This is a genomic window from Pseudomonas sp. FR229a (assembly GCF_030209115.1).
GTDB classification, from domain to species: Bacteria; Pseudomonadota; Gammaproteobacteria; order Pseudomonadales; family Pseudomonadaceae; genus Aquipseudomonas; species Aquipseudomonas moraviensis_A.
Map to the genome: position 1 here is coordinate 1 of NZ_JARVSP010000044.1, position 18,524 is coordinate 18,524.

Sequence of the window (18,524 nt, forward strand, 5' to 3'; positions counted from 1 at the left end):
GTTTCGGCTCTTGGCTTTGGATTCCGTGGAGGACGTTCAGGTCGGCGTCGATCTCCGGCATCCGCCAATCGGTCCCCTCTCTCTCTGGAAGTAGAGGGGGCCGACCGAGGTGTCTTGCGTCATGCATCGACCTGGGAGGCCGAGGCGATTATGGATGGGAAAACGTCCCTCGTTTCGACTCTTGGCTTTGGATTCCGTGGAGGACGTTCAGGTCGGCGTCGATCTCTGGCATCCCCCAATCGGTCCCCTCTCCCTCTGGGAGAGGGCTAGGGTGAGGGCATTTTCCGGTCCGTCGCAATTCTGATGATCTGCTCCAACACATCGTCCATCTGCTGAAGCACCTCAAGATTACTGAATCGCACGACTTGAATGCCTTGTTGATACAGGAAGTTCGACCGGCGCCGGTCGTGGATCATCCCGCCCGTTTCATAGTGTTGCCCCCCATCCAGCTCAATCGCCAACTTCAAATCCACACAGTAGAAGTCCAGCACATACGGTGGACATGGAAACTGTCGGCGGAATTTCAGGTTGGCGATCAGCCGGGAACGCAGGCGCTGCCAGAGCAAGAGTTCGCAATCTGTCTGGTTGGTGCGTAACTGGCGGGCGAATTGGGCGAGGGTGGGGCGGATTGGCATGGCTTCACGGTCCTTGTGAAGTTGACTGGAGATTTAACAGTAGTCCATTTCCCTCACCCAGGCCCTCTCCCGGAGGGAGCTGACCGAGGTGTCCTGCGTCATGCATCGACCTGGAAGACCGAGGTGATTATGGCTTTGGATTCAGTGAAGGACGCTCAGGTCGGCGTCGATCTCGAGCATCCCCCAATCGGTCCCCTCTCCCTCCGGGAGAGGGCTAGGGTGAGGGGCTTCTCGCAGGCGTTAGTAAACATCCCGGCGATACCGTCCCAGCTCGATCAGCCGTTGAACTTCATCAGCACCCAGCAGATCATTGAGCACCTGATCCACCCCCGCAGCCATCCCCTGAAGGCTGCCGCAGATATAGATGACGGCACCATCAGCCAACCATTTCTTCAATTCATCCGCTGACTCACGCAAGCGATCCTGCACATAAACCTTCTCGGCCTGATCCCGGGAAAACGCCAGATCCAGGCGCGCCAGATCACCATTGACCAGCCATTCCTCCAGCTCGGCGCGGCAGAGGAAGTCGTGCTCGCGGTTGCGCTCGCCGAACAGCAACCACTGCCGCTGCTGACCGTCGGCAATGCGTGCCTTGAGCAAGCTGCGCAGGCCGGCCAGGCCGGTGCCGTTGCCCAGCAGGATCATCGGCACTGGCTCGTTCGGCAGATGGAAGCCGCTGTTGCGCCGCACCCGCAGGCTGATGCTGCCGCCCACGGGCGCATGCTCGGTGAGCCAGCCGGAGCCGATACCGAGGCTGCCGTCGTTGTGCTGTTCCTGACGCACGATCAGCTCCAGCACGCCGTCGGCGGCGATCGAGGCGATGGAGTATTCGCGCATCGCCAGCGGCACCATTGCGTCGACCAGCGATTGCGCATGCAGGCCGACCAGATGTGCGCGGTGTTCAGGCAGCTGGCGTGACGCGAGTGCCACTTCCAGCGGCTCGTCGATGCCGTTGACCTTGACCGGAGTTTCGCCACGGATGCCGAGGCCGTCGAGGAAATGCTCGATGGCCCACGGGCAATTGCGTGGCAGCACTTCGACCAGGTCACCGGCCAGCCAGCTGCGCGTATCCGGCGCCTTGAGGCCGAGCAGATAGACCGGCGCACCGCTGCTGTCAGGGTTCATCAGTTCGCGGCGGACCAGTGTCCAGTTGTCGTAGCTGGGTGCTTGCCAGGTTTCGCTCGGCGCCTGTCCGGTCAGCTGGCCGAGTTGCGTTTGCCAGTGGCGCAGCGCGTAAGGATCGCCGCTGTCGACTTCCACCGGGGCGAACAGGGTCTTGCCGCCGTGTTCGCCGAGCCATTGATGCAAGCGTTTGGCGAAGCCGCAGAAGTGCGCGTATTGCCGATCGCCGAGGCCGAGCACGGCGTAGTTGAGGCCGTCGAGTGTCGAAGCCTTGGCCAGCACTTTACGTTCGAAGCCACGGGCGCTGTCCGGTGCTTCGCCGTCGCCGAAGGTGCTGACCACGAACAACGCATTGTTCGAATCGCGCAGATCCTGTTCGCTGAGATTGGCCAGCGGCTGCACGTTGACCGGCAGTCCGGCGGCCTGCAATTGCCCGGCGGTCTGCCACGCCAGTTGCTCGGCGAAACCGCTCTGACTGGCGAAGCCGATCAGCCATGCCGACGCATCAGCGGACGGTTGCGCCAGACCCTGACGGGCATCCTTGATCTGCTTTTTCTTGCGCCGGCGATCCAGATACAGCAGCCAGCCGGTGATGAAAAACAGCGGCATGCACACCGCCGCCATCGTCACGATGATGCGCCCGACGAGGCCGAAATAACTGCCGACGTGCAGTGCGTAAATGCTGGTCAGCAGTTGTGCCTTGAAGCTTTTGTCGGCATAGCGGTCGACGCGTTTGACCACGCCGGTCGCCGGGTCGAGGGTGATCTGGTTCAGCGCACGGTCATGGGGCGAGCTGTCGAGCAGGTAGAACACCGTCGCCGGCTGGCCGGCCACCGCTGGCATGCGGATGTTGTACGCCGCCAGACCCGGGCCGGCAGCGCTATAGATGCTGCTCCACATCGCCGCGTAGTCGGCCGTCGGTGCCGGGCCTTCTGGCGCCGGGCCGCGACCGCCGCGTACGCGCTCGTTCTGTGGTGCGTCGGAAAGCAGCCGGGTCAGGCCCTTGTTGTACCACTCGTACGACCACGACAATCCGGTCAATGCCAGCAGCAGATAGACCAGCAGGCACCAGGTGCCGGCGACCGAGTGCAGATCCCAATTGAACGCGCGACCCTTCTTTTTCCAGTCCAGCGTCAGCCACACGCGCCAGCTGTTCCACTGGCGTGGCCAGCGCAGATAAAGGCCGGAGAGACAGAAGAACAACAGCATCAGTGTGCAGGCGCCGGTGATGTTGCGCCCGGTGTCGCCCATGGCGAGGAAGCGGTGCAGTTGCAGCATCAGGCCGAAGAAATCCTGGCCAGTGGCGTCGCCCTTGAACTCGGCAGTGTACGGATCGAAGTAGCGCATCTCGCCCCGCCGTTCACCCTTGGGCGGGGTGAAGTAAACCCGTGCGGCGTGACCGCTGTCGGTCTCGACCCAGAGCATGGCGACTTTCTTGCCGGACGCGGCTTCGATGCGCTCCACCAGTTCCACCGGCGGCAACACGCCGGCGACCTGCTTTTCCACCTGCAAAACGGACGGATTGAGGGCGCGCAGGATCTCGTCCTGAAACGAATACGCCGCGCCGGTGATACCCATCAGGGCCAGTACCAGCCCTGCGGTGATGCCAAAAAACCAGTGCAACTGGAACAGGGTTTTCTTCAACACGTCACTCGCCGTCCGTTCGGAAATTGTCATCACGGCGGGCATTATGCCGTGGGTTATCAAGAAGCGTTTTGCGTAACACACAAAAGCCCCGTTCAACTGAATGAACGGGGCCGAGCCTCGCGGCACATCCCATGTAGGAGTGAGCCTGCTCGCGATAGCTATCTGTCAGAGGGATTGATGCTGACTGACACACCGCTATCGCGAGCAGGCTCGCTCCTACAGGTTCCAAATCGTCAGAAGTGGAAGTTGGTACTCAACAGCGCCGTACGTCCCGCCGCCTGATTGGCGAAGTGGGTCGAGAAGGCTTTGTCGTAATAGGTTTCGTCAGTCAGGTTCTGCACGTTGAGTTGCAGGTCGACGTTCTTGGTCAGCTTGTAGGCCGCCATCGCGTCGTAACGTACGTACGAGTCGACCATCGTTGTATTCGCCACACTGCCATAGACGTCGTCGACGTAGAACGCGCCACCACCGATGGTCAGCTTTGGCGTGACCTGATAGGTGGTCCACAGGCTGGCGCTGTTTTTCGGTGTGTTCGGCAGATCGTTGCCGTCGTTGGCGCGACCCAGCGGGCCGCCGTCGACCTGTTCGCTGTCCATGAAGGCGTAACCGGCGAACACCTGCCACTTGTCGGTGATCCTGCCGCTGGCCGACAGTTCGAAACCTTGTACGCGGGTCTTGCCGGCGTTCTCGTAGGAGCTGGTGTCGACCTGCACGCGAGCGTTTTCCTTCTCGGTGCGGAAGATGTCGGCGGTCAGCGACAGGCGATCATTGAGCAGATCCCACTTGGTGCCGATCTCATAGTTCTTCGTAGTCTCCGGCTCCATGTCGCTGCTCAGCAGATTGCCGCTGCGATCCGGCGTGCCGCCCAGCGGGTTGCCTTCCTGACCTTCGCCCAAGGTGTTGCCCGGCGGTGTCGCCGAGGTCGCGTAGGAAGCATAAATGCTGCCGTTTTCCGCTGGCTTGTAGACCACGCCGAACTGGCCGGTGACGAACTCGCTGGTGTCATCGCCCTTGGAGGTGGTGCGGCCAGCGGCGTTGTAGGACTTGTAATCGGTGTCGAAGTGGTCGTAACGCAGGCCCATGTTCACCAGCCATTGCTCGGACAATTCCAGCGTGTCGAACACGTACAGCGCGTAGGTGTCGGCCTGGGTGTCGGTGCCGGCGTAGTTGCGCGAAATCGCGCCGTTCCACGGATCGTTCGGGTTCGGGTTCGACAGCGAGGTGCAGTTGTAACCGCTGGCCGCGCCGATCAGACCCGGGTTGCAGTTGGTCGTTGCGGCGCTGGTGCGCGGTGTGGTGTCGGTGTTGACGTTGTACGAGGATTTTTCGCTCTGCTCACGGGTGTACTCGACACCGGTGGAGAAGCTGTTCTTGAAACCGGCCACGTAAAAGGTGCCGAACAGGTCGGTCTGGTTGGTGGTGGTTTCGGTGTTGCTCACCCGTGTGTTGGCGCGACGCCAGACGCTGCCATTGTTGACGTTGCCCTTGCTGTCGTCCGGCTGGGTGAGGATGTAATCCTGCATGCTGGTGCCGTGGCGCAGGGTGTTCTTGATGGTCAGCGTATCGTTCAGGTCGTGCTCGATGGCGAAGGTCGCGGTGTCGGTGCGGCCCTTGCGGAAGTCGCGATCCAGACCGTAGAAGTTGTCATGGTCGCCACCGGCGTACGGCTTATCCGGGTTGGACTTGGTGCGTGCGGCCGAACCACCGGTCGGAATGGTGTACGGGATGCCCGAGTCCGGAGTGTCGTTGCTTTCCAGGTGGTAGTAGTCGAGGTTGACGCGGGTATCGGTACCCAGGCCGAAAGCCAGGGAGGGCGCGATGCCCCAACGGTCGTAATCGACCTTGTCGCGACCGGCGACGTTGCTCTCATGGCTCATCAGGTTGAGACGGCCGGCAGCGCTGTCGCTGAATTGGTAGTTGCCGTCGAGGGTGTAGCGTTGGGTCTGGTCGGAGCCGTAGGTGAAGCCGCCGTCGAACGAGTTGCCCAGGTGCGCTTTCTTGCTCACCAGGTTGATGCTGCCACCGGCTGCGCCACGACCGCCAATGGCCGAGTTCGGGCCTTTGCTGACTTCGATGTTTTCCACGGCGAAGATCTCGCGGCTCTGCGATCCGGTGTCACGCACGCCGTCCAGGTAAGTGTCACCCTGAGCGTCGAAGCCACGAATGAACGGACGATCGCCCTGGGGGTTGCCGCCTTCACCGGCACCGAAGGTGATGCCCGGCACGGTACGCAGTGCGTCCTGCATGTTCAGCGCGCCGGTGTCCTTGAGCACTTGTTGCGGGATGACGGTGACCGAGCGCGGCGTGTCGACCAGCGGCGCGGTGTACTTGGGTGAGGAGGCTTTTTCGACCTGGTAGGAGGTCGTGTCCTGGGCTTCGCCGGTGATGGCGGTAGCGTCCAGGGCGATGGCATTGCCGGACGCTTTGCTCTCGGTTTTTTCCGCTGCAAAGACCATCTGCCCCGCAGAGCCGGCGGTGATTGCGACACCGATTGCCGAGGCGAGCAGACGTGGTGAACTGACCGGTAGTTGTGCGTGTTGACGTGCCATTTTTATTCCCCTCCCCAAGGATTTGAGGCGGCGGAATATAGGGTAAACAGGTATTCGTATCAATTGCGAAACATTGTTATTCGCATTGAATTTACATTCTTTACAATTTGCCCTTACGGTTTCTGTCCGTTCATTCGTCTTGCGGGTTTTACACGGTCAATAAGAATCAATACCATTGCCGCCTTCTTGCCATCAGGTGACATTGCCATGCTGCTGCACATTCCCGGGCTGTTCGCAAAAGACGAAGTGCAGCGCATCCGCCGGGCCCTGGAGCAGGCGGACTGGGCCGATGGCAAGATCACTGCGGGCTTCCAGTCGGCCAAGGCCAAGCACAACCTGCAATTGCCCGAAGGCCACCCGCTGGCCAAGGAAATCGGCGCGGCGATGCTGGAGCGGCTGTGGAAAAATCCGCTGTTCATGTCCGCCGCATTGCCGCACAAAGTCTTTCCACCCTTGGTGAACTGTTACACCGCCGGCGGCAGTTTCGATTTCCATATCGACAATGCCGTACGCCAGCCCAAGGGCAGCATCGAACGGGTGCGTACCGATCTGTCGGCGACGCTGTTCTTCAGCGAGCCGGAAGATTACGACGGCGGCGAGCTGGAGATTCAGGACACCTACGGCAGCCAGCGAGTGAAGTTGCCGGCCGGCGACATGGTGTTGTATCCGGGCACCAGTTTGCACAAGGTCAATGCGGTCACTCGCGGCGCACGTTATGCGTCGTTTTTCTGGACACAAAGCCTGGTGCGCGAAGACAGCCAGCGCGCATTGCTGTTCGAGATGGACGCGGCGATCCAGCAGCTGACCCAGGACGTCCCCGATCATCCCTCGCTGATCCGCCTCACCGGCACTTATCACAACCTGCTGCGGCGGTGGGTCGAGGTATGAGTTTCCACGTGCGTCGCGAGGAAGTCCTCGATGCCGCCGGGTTGGCGGCGATGCTTGAAGAAAGCCCGGCTCGAGCGGCGCAGGCGATTTTGCTGGCGGCGGGTGAGGGCGAGGTTGAAGCGCAGGCGCTGCTCGGGCAGATCCTGCTCGACGGCCAGGGCATCGCGCAGGATCAAGCGCTGGCGCTGCGCTGGTTCGCCATCGCCGCCGGACGCGGGCACCTGATGGCGCGCAACATGCTCGGACGTTGCCATGAGCATGGTTGGGGTTGTGCGGCGGATGCCTCGGTGGCGGCGCAGCATTATCGAATCGCCGCCGAGGCGGGCCTGGACTGGGCGATGTACAACCTCGCCAACCTGCTGGCGACCGGGCGCGGGGTGACGGCTGATCATCGGCAGGCGTTGGCGTTGTATCGACGCGCGGCTGAGTTGGGCCATGCCAAATCGATGAATCTGCTTGGGCGCTATCTGGAGGAAGGGCAGGTGTGTCCGGCGGATCCGCCAGCGGCGCGTGACTGGTATCAGCGCTCGGCTGAAGCGGGGGATTTTCGTGGGCAGTTCAGTTATGCGGCGGTGTTGGCGGGTGAAGGACGGATTGATGATGCGGTCGATTGGCTTGAGAAAGCTTTGGCGGGCGGTAATCTGAGTTTTTTGCGGGTGGCGAGTCAGACGCTGGCTGATGCGACAGATCTGCGGATTCAGGTGATGGCTAGTCAGTATGCCGCTCGGTATGCAGAGTTGCAGCGCGGCTGAAACCGCAAAGCCCTCACCCTAGCCCTCTCCCAGGGGGAGAGGGGACTGACCGCGTCGTTCCTGCGCTATACATCGACCTGAAATATCCAGTCGAACTCAATTTTGAAAAGCATGCACCCCAGCCCTCTCCCTCGGGAGAGGGCTGGGGTGAGGGGCTTCGGTCTCAAGTGCAAATGAACCCCCAGCCGAACACCCACAAAAAAAGCCCACAACATCGTGGGCTTTTCACTTGCAGCTAGCAGCTTGAAACTTGCCGCTGCCTCTTACACGTAAAACGACTTCAACGGCGGAAAGCCATTGAATTCAACCGCGCTATAGCTGGTGGTGTACGCACCGGTCGACAACCAGTACAGGCGATCACCAATCGCCAGATTCAGCGGCAGACCGTACTTGTAGTTCTCATACATGATGTCGGCGCTGTCGCAGGTCGGGCCGGCGATCACGACTTCTTCCATCTCGCCTTTCTTCTCGGTCCAGATCGGGAACTTGATCGCTTCGTCCATGGTTTCGATCAGGCCGGAGAACTTGCCCACATCGGTATACACCCAGCGCTCGACGGCAGTGCGCGACTTGCGTGCAACCAGCACCACTTCGCTGACCAGAATACCGGCGTTGGCGATCAGCGAACGGCCCGGCTCGAGAATGATTTCCGGCAGATCATCACCGAAGTCTTCCTTGAGGAAGCGGATGATTTCTTCGGCGTAGGTTTCCAGGCTGTTGGTGCGGGTGATGTAGTTGGCCGGGAAGCCACCGCCCATGTTGATCAGCTTCAGATGAATGCCGTCTTCTTCTTTCAGGCGCTCGAAGATCACTTTGACCTTGGCGATCGCCGCGTCCCAGACGCTGATGTCGCGCTGTTGCGAGCCGACGTGGAACGAGATGCCGTACGGCACCAGACCGAGGTCGCGGGCGAGGATCAGCAGGTCCATGGCCATGTCGGTCTGGCAGCCGAATTTGCGCGACAGCGGCCAGTCAGCTGTGGTCGAGCCTTCAGTCAGAATACGCACATAGACTTTCGAGCCCGGGGCAGCCTTGGCGATGTTGCGCAGGTCGGCTTCGGAGTCGGTGGAGAACAGACGCACACCCTTCTCGTAGAAGTAGCGGATGTCCTTGGATTTCTTGATGGTGTTGCCGTAGCTGATGCGGTCCGGGCTGACGCCACGATCCATCACTTTGTCCAGCTCGTAGATCGAAGCGATGTCGAAGCTCGAACCCTTGTCTTTGAGCAGGTCGATGATCTCGACGGCCGGGTTGGCCTTGACCGCGTAGTAGACCTTGGCGAATTCGAAACCGGCACGCAGGTCATCGTAGGCCTGGGCGATCATCGCGGTGTCGATCACCACGAACGGGGTTTCCTGTTTGTCGGCGAACGCCTTCATTTTGTCGAATGTAGCGCGCGCGAAATAGTCTTCGACCTGGATCGACATGCTGGGAACTCCTACTGGCAAACTGTAATTAACAATGGGTGCATGAACGTCCTCCGTATCCCCACTTTGGTTCGCCTACTTCCCAAGGCATGTCGCCGAAAGCAAAAAGGCCCAGAGATGTGCCGCTATCCCTTGGCCTTGCTGTCTCGTCGTCAGTACTTGAGCCGGATGGATCGTTTCCAGCATGGACGTTCGGCGCGAACTTTAGGGCGTGAGGGGCGTGAGATCAACTAAAAATGTCGCGTTTTTGCACGCTTCTGACGTGCGTCGCGTTCATCACTCCTTGTACCCGACCGAGATGACGGACAGATGTTCCCGAGGGATTTTCGAGTGTTAAACATATCTGCACGTTCGGGGTTTTTGTCAGCCAAGTTGTCGATAAGTCTGATGACTACAACATCGGCGACGTTCCCGGCATTAGTGCTGATTCAGAGGCTTTTCAGCTGAAACGCTGAAGACGATGGCGAGAGCAGACGACGCCGCGTTGTTGAGATTCTTTTCCAGCAATTGCATTTGCCGAAAACCTGTGGCGAGGGAGCTTGCTCCCGCTGGACTGCGAAGCAGTCCTCGCTTTTTTTCAAAGAGGGGCCGCTGCGCGACCCAGCGGGAGCAAGCTCCCTCGCCACAGGTGCAGTATTCGGTCCGGAGGATTACGCGACCACGGTCTCAGCCGGCGAGACGATATTGGTCTTCATCCCTCGCGAACGTCCCGAGCTCAGGTACGCCGCGATCGACTCCTGCGTCACCTCGCCGAGGAACACCCGTTCCGCGTCCATCACCGGCAGCCAGGCGCGGTTGAACTCGTACATGCGCGACAGCAGGATGCGCAGGTGCTCGTCGTACGCCGCCGTGGCGTTGAATTCACGCAGGAATTGCGCACAGGTGCCGGTCTGGCGATGCAGGTCGCGACGACGCACATAACCCAGTGCCTTGTTCTCTGAGCAGGTGACCACCACGTAGCGACGGTCGTGCTCGTCCATCAATTCCAGCGCATCGGCCACTGGCGTTTCCGGGCTCACCGACGGCGCGTTGTCCGCCGCGTCCTCGGCCTTCACCAGCAGCAGGCGTTTGAGGGTGCTGTCCTGACCGACGAAATTGCTGACGAAATCGTCCGCCGGATGCGCCAGCAGGGTGTCGGGATGATCGATCTGCAGCAGTTTGCCGGCGCGGAAAATGGCGATCTTGTCGCCCAGCTTGATGGCTTCGTCGATGTCGTGGCTGACCATGATCACGGTCTTGTTCAGCGCGCGCTGCATCTCGAAGAATTCGTTCTGGATCATCTCGCGGTTGATCGGGTCGACCGCGCCAAACGGCTCGTCCATCAACAGCAGCGGAGCATCTGCCGCCAATGCGCGGATCACGCCGATTCGCTGTTGCTGACCACCGGACAGTTCCCGCGGATAACGATGCAGATACTGCTTGGGCTCAAGCTTGATCATGCTCATCAGTTCGCGGGCGCGGTCGTGGCATTTCTGTTTGTCCCAGCCGAGCAGTTTCGGCACGACGACGATGTTCTCTTCGATGGTCATGTTCGGGAACAGACCGATCTGCTGGATCACGTAACCGATGTTGCGGCGCAGGGTCACCTCATCGAGATCGGTGGTGTCTTCGCCGTTGATGAGGATCTTGCCCGAGGTCGGTTTGATCAGGCGGTTGATCATCTTCAGCGTGGTGCTTTTGCCGCAACCCGATGGCCCGAGGAACACGCAGATCTCGCCTTCATTGACGGTCAGGCTTACCGAGTCCACGGCTTTGACATCTTTGCCGTTGCTTTGGAAGGTCTTGCTGAGGTTTTGAAGTTCGATCATTTCAGGAGTCCTTTTGGAGTCAGCGAGCGTTGCAGCCACTGCAAAACGAGATCGGCGAAAATCGCCAGAAGACTGACCAGCAGCGCGCCGACGATAAGCATCGACATGTCACTGCGGCTGATGGAGGCGAGGATCAACACACCGAGGCCGCCGGCGCCGATGGTCGCGGCGATGGTCATTACGCCGATGTTCATCACCACGGCGGTACGCACACCGGCGAGGATCACCGGCACCGCAATCGGCAGTTCGACCATGCGCAGGCGCTGGCCGAAGGTCATGCCGATACCCCGTGCAGCTTCACGGATGCCCGGTTCAACGCCAGTCAGGGCGAGATAGGTGTTGCGCATGATCGGCAGCAACGAATACAGGAACACCGCAGTGATCGCCGGCAGTGGCCCCAGGCCCTGGCCGAACTTGGAGTAGAACGGCAGCAGCAGGCCGAACAGGGCAATCGACGGCACAGTCAGCAGCACCGTGGCGCTGGCCTGCAAGGGGCCGGCGAGGCTCGGAAAGCGCGTCATCAGAATGCCCAGCGGCACGCCGATGACAATCGCCAGGGTCACGGCGATGCCGACCAGGGTGATGTGCTGCCAGGTCAGGTGCATCACCTGCTGCCAGTCGAGATGGGAAAAGGCGTTCAGAAATTCCATGACTTCTCCTCTCTTAATTCAGTGGGTGCTGGCGCAGGAAATCGGCGGCAACGGACGATGGGCTTTCGTGGTCGACATCCACCCGCGCGTTGAGCTGGCGCATGGTTTCGTCATCGAACAGTTCAGCCAGTGGCTTGAGTTGCTCGGCCAGTTTCGGGTTGGCGTCCAGCGTGGCCTGACGCACCACGGGAGCTGCGGTGTAGTCGGGGAAGTAATGCTTGTCGTCTTCCAGCAATTTCAGGCCGAAGGCGTTGAGGCGGCCGTCGGTGGTGTAGACCAGACCGGCAAATACCTGACCGTTGCGCAGCGCGGTGTAGACCAGGCCGGCGTCCATCTGACGGATATTCTTGCGGGTCAGGTTCATGTCGTAGAGCTTGACCATGCCGTCGAGACCGTCGGAGCGATTGGCGAACTCGGTATCCAGCGCCACCAGATGATTGGTCTTGGCTTCCGCACGCAGCACTTCGTTGAGCTGGCTGATGTTGTTGATCTGCGGATATTCCTCAGCCACTTTCTTGGGGAGGGCGAGGGCGTAGGTGTTGCTGAATTTCGACGGCGTCAGCCAGATCAGGCCTTTTTTTGCGTCGAGTTCTTTGACCCGGGTGTAGGACTGCGCGCTGTCGAGTTTCTCGGTTACATGGTTGTAGGCCACCAGCGACACGCCGGTGTATTCCCAGAGCAGGTCCAACTGGCCGCTTTCGTGGGCGCTGCGAGCGAGGTTGCTGCCCAGACCGCCAGTGATCTGCGCGTCGTAGCCTTTGCTGCGCAGGTATTGCGCGGTGATTTCGGCGAGCAGGGTCTGCTCGGTAAATACCCGCGCGCCAAGGCGGATGACCGGTTTTTCGGCGGCTTGCGCCAATCCTGCGAACAGCAGGACGCAGCCTAAGATCAAACTGAGACGTTTCATGAATATTCCTTCGCAAGAGCCTTAAGACGGGCGCAAACCGCGTTCCAGCCAGAGACGGCTGGCGAGGGTGACCACGCCATCGAGCAGCAGCGCCAGCAGCGCGGTGCACGCGGCGCCGAGCAGCAGTTGCGGCTGATTGTTCAGGGCGATGCCGGGGAAAATCAGGCTGCCGAGGCTGTTGGCGCCGATCAGGAACGCCAGCGGCGCGGTGCCGACGTTGATGGCCAGTGCGACACGCACGCCACCGACGATGATCGGCACGGCGTTGGGCAATTCGACTTTCCACAACACCTGGCGCGGGGTCATGCCGATGCCGACGGCGGCTTCTTTTAGTGAGCCCTGAACGTTTTTCAGGCCTTCGTAGGTATTGCGCACGATCGGCAACAGGGAGGCGAGGAACAGCGCAAAGATTGCCGGGCCACTGCCGATGCCGAGGATGCCCAGCGCGATCGCGAGCACGGCGAGCGGTGGCACGGTGTTGCCGATATTGAAGATCTGCATGAAGCGTTCGGCGCGGCCGACCATGGTCGGGCGGCTGAGGAAGATGCCGGCGGGGATGCCCACGACAAGGGCGGCCAGCATGGACGCGAGGACAAGAATCAGATGAGCTTGCAGGTAAAACAACAAATCGTCGCGGTAGTGTTCGATCGTGTTGATGCCGATCCAGTGGACCAGCAGGGCCAGGAGCGCGATCACCACCGCACCTCCCATCAGCCCTTTGCCATAGCGGATAGCCACAGGCGGACTCCTTTTTTTGTAGTCGGCGAGCGCTGCTCCGCGTGGCAAGACCATTTCTGGTTGCCGAAGTCAGCGTTCGCGAAAAGTAGCCGTTTTCCAGCACCGGCCAAGCGGCGTGAAAGCGAGCCATGAGCGCAGCCTCGTCAGGCTAACTTGCTGATTTTTCAGCCCCTGACGAAGATTCGTAACAGGGGATGGACGTCTCCAGGCTTTAAAAGGTTCCCACGTTAGACACTATTTGGCCACCCTGTTGGAGCTGCCGAAGGCTGCGATCTTTTGACTTTGCTGCTGAAAACAAGATCAAAAGATCGCCGCCTGCGGCAGCTCCTGCGGGGTTTCGCGCGGCCGAGGGACGGTGGTTCGGCGATCACTTTTTAAGCTATACTCGCCGCCCTTTTTTGAATCACCGCCAGGCGATTTCCCATGACCCAACAGGCCGCCGAAGTCGCGAAACGCCGCACTTTCGCCATTATTTCCCACCCCGATGCCGGTAAAACCACGATCACCGAAAAGCTCCTGTTGATGGGCAAGGCGATTGCAGTGGCCGGTACGGTGAAATCCCGTAAATCCGATCGCCATGCGACATCCGACTGGATGGAGATGGAGAAGCAGCGGGGTATTTCCATTACCACGTCGGTCATGCAGTTCCCCTATCGCGAACACATGATCAACCTGCTCGACACCCCGGGCCACGAAGACTTCTCCGAAGACACCTACCGCACCCTGACGGCGGTGGACTCGGCGTTGATGGTTCTCGACGGCGGTAAGGGTGTAGAGCCACGGACCATTGCGCTGATGGACGTCTGCCGTCTGCGTGACACGCCGATCGTCAGCTTCATCAACAAACTCGACCGCGACATCCGCGACCCGATCGAACTGCTCGACGAAATCGAAGCCGTTCTGAAGATCAAGGCGGCGCCGATCACCTGGCCGATCGGTTGCTATCGCGACTTCAAAGGCGTGTATCACCTGGCCGATGACTACATCATTGTCTACACCGCCGGTCACGGTCACGAACGCACCGAAACCAAGATCATCGAGAAACTCGACTCCGACGAGGCGCGCGCGCACCTGGGCGATGAGTACGAGCGCTTCATCGAGCAACTGGAACTGGTGCAGGGCGCCTGCCACGAGTTCAACCAGCAGGAATTCCTCGACGGTCAACTGACCCCGGTGTTTTTCGGTACCGCACTGGGCAACTTCGGTGTCGACCACGTGCTCGATGCTGTCGTCGATTGGGCGCCGCGCCCGCTGGCCCGGGTGGCCAACGAGCGCACCGTCGAGCCGGTGGAAGAGAAGTTCTCGGGCTTCATCTTCAAGATCCAGGCGAACATGGACCCGAAACACCGCGACCGCATCGCCTTCATGCGTATCTGCTCCGGCAAGTACGAAAAAGGCATGAAGATGCGTCATGTGCGTACCGGCAAGGACGTGCGCATCGGCGACGCCCTGACGTTCTTCTCCTCCGAGCGTGAACAGCTCGAAGAAGCCTATGCCGGCGACATCATCGGCCTGCACAACCACGGCACCATCCAGATCGGCGACACCTTCAGCGAAGGCGAAGTCCTCGGTTTCACCGGCATCCCGCACTTCGCCCCGGAACTGTTCCGTCGCGTGCGTCTGCGTGATCCGCTGAAATCCAAGCAATTGCGTCAGGGCCTGCAGCAGTTGGCGGAGGAGGGCGCGACCCAGGTGTTCTTCCCCGAGCGCAGCAACGACATCATTCTCGGCGCCGTCGGTGTGCTGCAGTTCGATGTGGTCGCTAGCCGTTTGAAAGAGGAATACAAGGTCGAGTGTTCATATGAGCCGATCACCGTGTATTCCGCGCGCTGGATCGAGTGCGACGACAAGAAGAAGCTTGAGGAATTTTCCAACAAGGCGGTGGAGAACCTCGCGCTGGATGGCGGTGGTCATCTGACCTATCTGGCGCCGACGCGGGTGAATCTGGCGTTGATGGAAGAGCGCTGGCCGGATGTGAAATTCCGCGCGACGCGTGAGCATCATTAAGCGCTAAGCTGGCTTGATCGAAAGCCCCCTAGGTGAATGCCTTGGGGGCTTTTTGTTGCCTGCTGTTTTTGGCGGCTTGTCCCGCTACCTCAGAGAGCGGCTATTCATCTGTGTATCAAAGAGGAACTGTCGCTTTGAAGTTGCCATGGAAACAAAAAAAATCAGCCAAATGGACATTCAATCTAGTGCCTTTTGCATGTTTCAAATGAGATGTCAACTGTCAGGTCTTACAGTGGCGCCAATACGGTATAGCGATTATAAGCATCAAGGGGTATAGCCCCTGAAACTACTCGGAGAAACACCATGAAAGTCACAACGTCTAACATTAATGAACTCCCTCCGCATCGTAAACCGATTGGTCAGATGGAATTCTCGATCGATGGAGTTGCATACAATCCAGTAGTGGGCGCGGGCTGGTTTGTAATCGACCCTAATGGTCGAGGCCAAGTGGGAGGGGTCATTCGAAATGATGATTCTGTTTTTTTTGAGTTCGACGATATTGAACAAAGCCAAGATGTCGAGGGGACTTTTGGTACAGATCGGAAGTTTCATGCGTTTTTCAATCCTCATGATCCTTTGGAGACATGGGAAGCGGCGTCGGGCAATTATAAAGGCTTGATCAATTTGGAAGAGCGTGTAGTTCAAATGGACTTTGAATTTATTGCAAAGGCCGCGAATTCTGACCGGCAAAGCAAAATAACAGCATCGATGAAATTCAGGTTCGACGGGCCCGAGAACAAATCATTCGAGCGAGATTTTCGTCGTAAGAACTAATCAATGAAAGAATCTCCTCGGTTTTATGCCTGCGGCTTAATGTGGTCAGCCGCAGGTTTATATGAGTGCATCAACGTTGGGCATTTACCGTTAACAATGAATACGCCTGGACCCGCTCGCAGTTTTTTTCAATCCGCCGGTTTTCTGCTGTTTGCTTGATTAAACTTGTTCTCGCTGCGTTTAGCTGCGCCAGACTGTCTCAGCACTCCCACGCCCGGATCAATCCCTCCGCTCAGAGTTCCGACGTCGCCCGTGGATCAAGATCAATAGCATTACTCGAGCTAACGCTCATCGAGTAGGAGCTGCCGAAGGCTGCGATCTTTTGATCTTGATTTTCTGTGGGAGCGCGCCTGCTCGCGAAGGCGTCTTTATTGCCGGCCCATCTACTACCGAATGCCCTCCATCCAACGAGCTGTCGAACGTGTGCGCTAGGCTTGGGTTTTGTGGTGGAAGCGTATGCGCGTGCCTTTAGTTTTGCGGTGGGTTTGCCCCTCATCGGAACGCCGCCCGCCCAGCCCTCTCTCCCGAGGGAGAGGGAGCCGATTGATGAGCTGTCAAATCCTCAGTTCGGCTCGGTATTTCAGGTCGGCGTACCTTGCCCGAACAACTCGGTCAGTCCCCTCTCCCTCCGGGAGAGGGTTAGGGTGAGGGGCTTTTGATCTTTAGCGCCGCGTGAACAATGACGTTGAAATCCGGGCTCAGAGATTTCTCTGTAAGGCATTTTCCTTCAGCGTCGTAGCCCTACTCTGCTTTTACTTTGCCCGACCCCACCCCCACGACATTCCAATCCAACCCGTCTACTGTTCAGCGAACCCTCGCCCACAGCGGACGTTACATGCTCAAAGGACTGACTCATCTGTTGCACCCCAACGGCTATTTCACCCCCATGGCCTGGGTCCTCGCAGCGCTTTTGTTCATCAATCGCCTCAGCGCCATGGTCAAGCTGTTCATGGCGTTGTACCTGCGTCAGGAACTGGGGTTGGCGATTGAAACCGTCGGATGGTTGCTCTCGGCGTATGGCGCGGGGTTGTTGGTTGGTTCGATGCTTGGCGGTTGGCTCAGTGATCACGTGCGCACGGCGCGGCTGACGGCGGCGCTGTTTTTCGTTTCGGTGTGGGTGCTGGTGCTGTTGGGGCTGGTGACGCAGGTGCCGTGGCTGGCCGGTTTGTTGCTGCTCAGCGGTGTCATCGACGGGGCGATTCGCACGTTGCATCAGCGGCTGATCATGGAATATTGCGAAGTTGCGCAGCGCTCGCGGGCGCAAGCATTGAGTCGGGTGGCGCGCAATCTGGGCATGGCGGCTGCCGGGGTGGCGGGCGGGGTGTTGGCGCAGGCGGATTTTCGTTGGGTATTTTTCGGCAGTGCGGCGATGACCATGCTGGCGCTGCTGTGGTTCGTGCGCACGACGTGGCGGCGGCCGGTGCTGGTGCTTGAAGACGAATCCGCCGATGGCTCGAACGTGCCGCTTCGCGACAAGCCGTTCCTCTGGCTGCTGGCGGCGACGGCCGTGCTCGGCATTGCGTTCGACACGGTCTACAGCACGCTGGGCAATTATCTGCGTGACTACTACCACCTGAGCACAGAGGCGATCGGTTGGCAGTTCGGGCTCAATGCGCTGTTGGTGATCGCGCTGCAGATCCCGCTGTCGCACTCGGTCGAACGCTGGGGCTCGCGTTGGCAGATGCTTGTCGGCAGCGTGCTGTTGGCCTGTGGGCTGGGCATGTTGCCGTTCGGTTCCGGGTTGGCTTTTGTCTGTCTGTCGACACTGATCTGGACCTTGGGCGAGGCATTGTTCATGCCGCCGTTGAATGTACTGGCGATGCAGTTTGCGCAGAGCGGCAAAAGCGGTCAGTACTTCGGCTTGTTCTTTATGAGCTGGAGTGCCAGCGCGCTATTGTCGCCGGTGCTCAGCGGTCAGCTCTACGGCCAGTTTGGCGGGCACAGCGTGTGGCTGATGAGTGCGCTGCTGGTGCTGTTCTCCATTCCACTGACTTGGCAGGCCACGCGAGCCGCTTAGCTGCATCGGTTATTACTGTTATTCGAAAGCAATCTGTGACTCTAGGGCATTTCTTTCCGCGTCGCCGCGTCCTAAGTGGTGAGCCGGGCGGATCGCGACTAGATTTCACACGAAGCCAGTCCGGCAAGCATGTCTTAGCGCAACAGGATGGAGTCGGCCATGAAAAGCAGATTGCTACGGATTTTGATGTTGTTGAAAGTGATGGTGATGCTGTCCCTCGGCACTGCAACGGCCTGGGCCGAGTGCGAGGATCACGATTCACAGGCGTTCAACGGCCAGGTCGGGCATAGCGGGCTGATGCTCGCCAAGTCCGAGGCGGAGCCGGGGGATATGAATCAGGGCGGCAGCGCCGATGATGACGACTCGACCACTGACGAGCCGGACACCGATGACCCGGATGACGAAGGCGATAGCCAGACATAAATCACCGGGCAAAGAAAAACCCCTTCTGCCTCGATTGATGCGCAATCGAGGTGGAAGGGGTTTGGTTAACTCTGGTTCGACGCGAATCCCCTGTAGGAGCTGCGGAACGCTGCGATCTTTTGATCTTGATTCTGAAAATCAAAAGATCGCAGCCTCGTTGCACTCGTCAGCTCCTACAGG

General features: G+C 59.4%; 14 protein-coding genes. 6 read left to right on the forward strand and 8 right to left on the reverse strand.

What is annotated here, in order from left to right; genetic code table 11:
- Positions 1-266: 266 nt before the first annotated feature.
- From QRN33_RS26235 to QRN33_RS26245, 3 genes are all read right to left on the reverse strand, one after another.
- Positions 267-635 (reverse strand): endonuclease domain-containing protein, encoded by a 369-nt coding sequence (locus QRN33_RS26235; protein ID WP_285410974.1) that lies wholly within the window; start codon positions 633-635, stop codon positions 267-269.
- Positions 636-875: 240 nt separating this feature from the next.
- Complete coding sequence (locus tag QRN33_RS26240) at positions 876-3,404, reverse strand: PepSY domain-containing protein (RefSeq protein ID WP_285410989.1); 2,529 nt, start codon at positions 3,402-3,404, stop codon at positions 876-878.
- Positions 3,405-3,637: 233 nt separating this feature from the next.
- Positions 3,638-5,953: a TonB-dependent receptor gene (locus QRN33_RS26245; protein ID WP_285410976.1), complete on the reverse strand. Its 2,316-nt coding sequence runs from the start codon at positions 5,951-5,953 to the stop codon at positions 3,638-3,640.
- 207 nt (positions 5,954-6,160) lie between these two features.
- Between QRN33_RS26245 and QRN33_RS26250 the strand changes: the two genes are divergently transcribed.
- Together QRN33_RS26250 and QRN33_RS26255 are read left to right on the forward strand one after the other, a co-directional pair.
- Positions 6,161-6,841 (forward strand): Fe2+-dependent dioxygenase, encoded by a 681-nt coding sequence (locus tag QRN33_RS26250; RefSeq protein WP_083354211.1) that lies wholly within the window; start codon positions 6,161-6,163, stop codon positions 6,839-6,841.
- Positions 6,838-7,593 carry a tetratricopeptide repeat protein gene (locus QRN33_RS26255; RefSeq protein WP_285410978.1) on the forward strand — a complete coding sequence of 252 codons (756 nt, stop codon included), beginning with the start codon at positions 6,838-6,840 and terminating at the stop codon, positions 7,591-7,593. Before QRN33_RS26250 ends, QRN33_RS26255 begins: the two co-directional genes overlap by 4 nt.
- Positions 7,594-7,856: 263 nt before the next feature.
- Here QRN33_RS26255 and QRN33_RS26260 read toward each other — a convergent pair whose 3' ends face one another.
- From QRN33_RS26260 to QRN33_RS26280, 5 genes are all read right to left on the reverse strand, one after another.
- Positions 7,857-9,020 (reverse strand): type III PLP-dependent enzyme, encoded by a 1,164-nt coding sequence (locus tag QRN33_RS26260; RefSeq protein WP_016771733.1) that lies wholly within the window; start codon positions 9,018-9,020, stop codon positions 7,857-7,859.
- 650 nt (positions 9,021-9,670) lie between these two features.
- Positions 9,671-10,828 carry an osmoprotectant ABC transporter ATP-binding protein OsmV gene (locus QRN33_RS26265; protein ID WP_281924808.1) on the reverse strand — a complete coding sequence of 386 codons (1,158 nt, stop codon included), beginning with the start codon at positions 10,826-10,828 and terminating at the stop codon, positions 9,671-9,673.
- Positions 10,825-11,478 (reverse strand): ABC transporter permease, encoded by a 654-nt coding sequence (locus QRN33_RS26270; RefSeq protein WP_042608800.1) that lies wholly within the window; start codon positions 11,476-11,478, stop codon positions 10,825-10,827. Before QRN33_RS26270 ends, QRN33_RS26265 begins: the two co-directional genes overlap by 4 nt.
- A gap of 13 nt (positions 11,479-11,491) precedes the next feature.
- Complete coding sequence (locus QRN33_RS26275; protein WP_285410983.1) at positions 11,492-12,385, reverse strand: glycine betaine ABC transporter substrate-binding protein; 894 nt, start codon at positions 12,383-12,385, stop codon at positions 11,492-11,494.
- Positions 12,386-12,406: 21 nt separating this feature from the next.
- Positions 12,407-13,096 carry an ABC transporter permease gene (locus tag QRN33_RS26280; protein ID WP_172667905.1) on the reverse strand — a complete coding sequence of 230 codons (690 nt, stop codon included), beginning with the start codon at positions 13,094-13,096 and terminating at the stop codon, positions 12,407-12,409.
- Positions 13,097-13,546: 450 nt separating this feature from the next.
- Here QRN33_RS26280 and QRN33_RS26285 point away from each other — a divergent pair, with 450 nt between their 5' ends.
- The 4 genes from QRN33_RS26285 to QRN33_RS26300 all read left to right on the forward strand — a co-directional run bounded on the left by QRN33_RS26285 (position 13,547) and on the right by QRN33_RS26300 (position 18,344).
- Positions 13,547-15,130: a peptide chain release factor 3 gene (locus QRN33_RS26285; protein WP_016771727.1), complete on the forward strand. Its 1,584-nt coding sequence runs from the start codon at positions 13,547-13,549 to the stop codon at positions 15,128-15,130.
- Positions 15,131-15,433: 303 nt separating this feature from the next.
- Positions 15,434-15,904 (forward strand): hypothetical protein, encoded by a 471-nt coding sequence (locus QRN33_RS26290; RefSeq protein ID WP_285410986.1) that lies wholly within the window; start codon positions 15,434-15,436, stop codon positions 15,902-15,904.
- Between the two features lie 835 nt (positions 15,905-16,739).
- Positions 16,740-17,921, forward strand: a complete 1,182-nt coding sequence (locus tag QRN33_RS26295) for an MFS transporter (RefSeq protein WP_285410987.1) — start codon at positions 16,740-16,742, stop codon at positions 17,919-17,921.
- 159 nt (positions 17,922-18,080) lie between these two features.
- The gene (locus QRN33_RS26300; RefSeq protein ID WP_042608795.1) at positions 18,081-18,344 is read left to right on the forward strand and encodes a hypothetical protein; all 264 of its coding nucleotides are present in this window, start codon (positions 18,081-18,083) and stop codon (positions 18,342-18,344) included.
- Positions 18,345-18,524 lie beyond the last annotated feature (180 nt).

Coding starts and splice junctions, on each gene's coding strand:
- QRN33_RS26245 (WP_285410976.1), bottom strand. CDS start 5,953: ATGGCACGTCAACACGCACAACTACCGGTCAGTTCACCACGTCTGCTC.
- QRN33_RS26265 (WP_281924808.1), bottom strand. CDS start 10,828: ATGATCGAACTTCAAAACCTCAGCAAGACCTTCCAAAGCAACGGCAAA.
- QRN33_RS26270 (WP_042608800.1), bottom strand. CDS start 11,478: ATGGAATTTCTGAACGCCTTTTCCCATCTCGACTGGCAGCAGGTGATG.
- QRN33_RS26290 (WP_285410986.1), top strand. CDS start 15,434: ATGAAAGTCACAACGTCTAACATTAATGAACTCCCTCCGCATCGTAAA.
- QRN33_RS26235 (WP_285410974.1), bottom strand. CDS start 635: ATGCCAATCCGCCCCACCCTCGCCCAATTCGCCCGCCAGTTACGCACC.
- QRN33_RS26280 (WP_172667905.1), bottom strand. CDS start 13,096: ATGGGAGGTGCGGTGGTGATCGCGCTCCTGGCCCTGCTGGTCCACTGG.
- QRN33_RS26250 (WP_083354211.1), top strand. CDS start 6,161: ATGCTGCTGCACATTCCCGGGCTGTTCGCAAAAGACGAAGTGCAGCGC.
- QRN33_RS26300 (WP_042608795.1), top strand. CDS start 18,081: ATGAAAAGCAGATTGCTACGGATTTTGATGTTGTTGAAAGTGATGGTG.
- QRN33_RS26255 (WP_285410978.1), top strand. CDS start 6,838: ATGAGTTTCCACGTGCGTCGCGAGGAAGTCCTCGATGCCGCCGGGTTG.
- QRN33_RS26260 (WP_016771733.1), bottom strand. CDS start 9,020: ATGTCGATCCAGGTCGAAGACTATTTCGCGCGCGCTACATTCGACAAA.
- QRN33_RS26295 (WP_285410987.1), top strand. CDS start 16,740: ATGCTCAAAGGACTGACTCATCTGTTGCACCCCAACGGCTATTTCACC.
- QRN33_RS26285 (WP_016771727.1), top strand. CDS start 13,547: ATGACCCAACAGGCCGCCGAAGTCGCGAAACGCCGCACTTTCGCCATT.
- QRN33_RS26275 (WP_285410983.1), bottom strand. CDS start 12,385: ATGAAACGTCTCAGTTTGATCTTAGGCTGCGTCCTGCTGTTCGCAGGA.